A 1,484-nucleotide genomic window follows, 5' to 3' on the forward strand; every position below is an offset into this window, starting at 1 on the left:
GACGACCCCCGCCATATGCGATCGCCCTGCCTCGGGGCGGGGCCATCTCGTTCGCTCCCGCGCGGGCCAGCTCCCGGGCGGGCGGCGCCCTGCCGCGGCGGCCGGCCGGGGCGCCGACATCCTGCGCCGCCCCAGGAGGACCCTCCGCGTGACCTATCCGACCACCACGGCCTTCTTCGCCGGCCTGTTCGCCCTCGTCTATCTCGGCCTCGCCGCCTGGGTGGTGGCCGGCCGCGTCTCCGGCAACACGCTGTTCGGCAACGGCGGCGACGCCCTGACCCGGCGCGTGCGCTCCCACGCCAACTTCGGCGAGTACGTGCCGTTCGCGCTCGTCCTGATCGGGCTCTACGAGGCGGGCGGGGGCGCGCACGGGCTCGTCACGGGCCTCCTCGTCGTGCTGCTGGTCGCCCGCCTCGCGCACCCGGTCGGCATGCTGGCGCCCCCGAACACGCCGCAGCAATTCGCCTGCCGGGGCGGCGGTACCATCGCGACCTTCGGCGTCCTGGCCGTGGCCGCGGTCGCGCTGCTCCTGCGGGGGTGAGGCGGGACCGGGAAGCCGCGGCCGCGGGGCGGTCCGCGGCCGGTGCGACGCCGGGTTTTACAGTCGTTCGCATGTGCGATGCAGCACATGGAGACAGGAACGCAGTCTTCGCGGGCCCGTTGTGTGGCCATGACAGGCCCGGATAGCCGGGTCCGCGAGACGAGAAGGCCAGACAGACCATGAAGACCCGTATCGCCGCCGCATGCGCCGCCCTCGCCCTGGCGGCCGCCCCGGTCTCCGCCATGGCCTACGATTACGGGGCGCGCTACACCGGCTACGCCCCCTACGAGATGGGCTATGTCGGCGCCCCTCTCGGTGTGCACGACACGCCCTTCTACGAGGGCTGCCCGATGGACTCGGCCGCGGAGGGCAACGCCAACCAGCAGACCCGCCCGGTCAAGCAGTACGGCCAGACCACGGGCGGCTACCGCTGCTGAGGCCGGCACGGAAGCCCTAGCCGGGGTCCCACCGGACCCGCGCCACCGACCGGAAGGCCGCCGCAGGGCGGCCTTCCCGCGTTCGGGCCCGCCCCTTGCCGCCGCCGGCATGCGGGTATATGCCCGCATCCATGTCCGCTAGACCGGGCGATCCGCCCGAAGATCCGCCTCGAGAGTCCCCCTGTACCTGCACGGCCCTGCGCCGGGCCGCCCGCGCGGCCACCGCCGCCTACGACGCGGCGCTGGCGCCCGTGGGCCTGCGGGTGACGCAGTTCGCGATCCTGCGCATCCTGGCCCGGCTCGGGCCGCTGCCGGTGAGCCGGCTCGCCGAGGAGGCCGCGCTCGACCGCTCCACCATGGGGCGCAACCTCGACCCGCTGGAGCGGCGCGGCCTGGTGGCCCTCGCGCCCGACCCGCGGGACGGGCGCGCCCGCGTGGCGGCGCTGACCGGGGCCGGGGAGGCGGCGATCGCGGCCGCCCTGCCGCACTGGCGCGCCGTGGAGGCC

Annotated in this window: 3 protein-coding genes; all 3 read left to right on the forward strand. The window is 75.7% G+C overall.

Annotated elements, in window-relative coordinates:
- Positions 1-148 precede the first annotated feature (148 nt).
- Positions 149-541 carry an MAPEG family protein gene (locus AX737_RS21095; RefSeq protein ID WP_066924651.1) on the forward strand — a complete coding sequence of 131 codons (393 nt, stop codon included), beginning with the start codon at positions 149-151 and terminating at the stop codon, positions 539-541.
- 179 nt (positions 542-720) lie between these two features.
- The gene (locus tag AX737_RS21100; RefSeq protein ID WP_066924653.1) at positions 721-978 is read left to right on the forward strand and encodes a hypothetical protein; all 258 of its coding nucleotides are present in this window, start codon (positions 721-723) and stop codon (positions 976-978) included.
- Between the two features lie 131 nt (positions 979-1,109).
- Positions 1,110-1,484 (forward strand): MarR family winged helix-turn-helix transcriptional regulator (locus AX737_RS21105; RefSeq protein ID WP_082773197.1); only part of this gene is annotated, 375 nt, incomplete at its 3' end.

The sequence above is a fragment of the Methylobacterium sp. CCH5-D2 genome (genome assembly GCF_001556475.1).
GTDB lineage: Bacteria > Pseudomonadota > Alphaproteobacteria > Rhizobiales > Beijerinckiaceae > Methylobacterium > Methylobacterium hispanicum.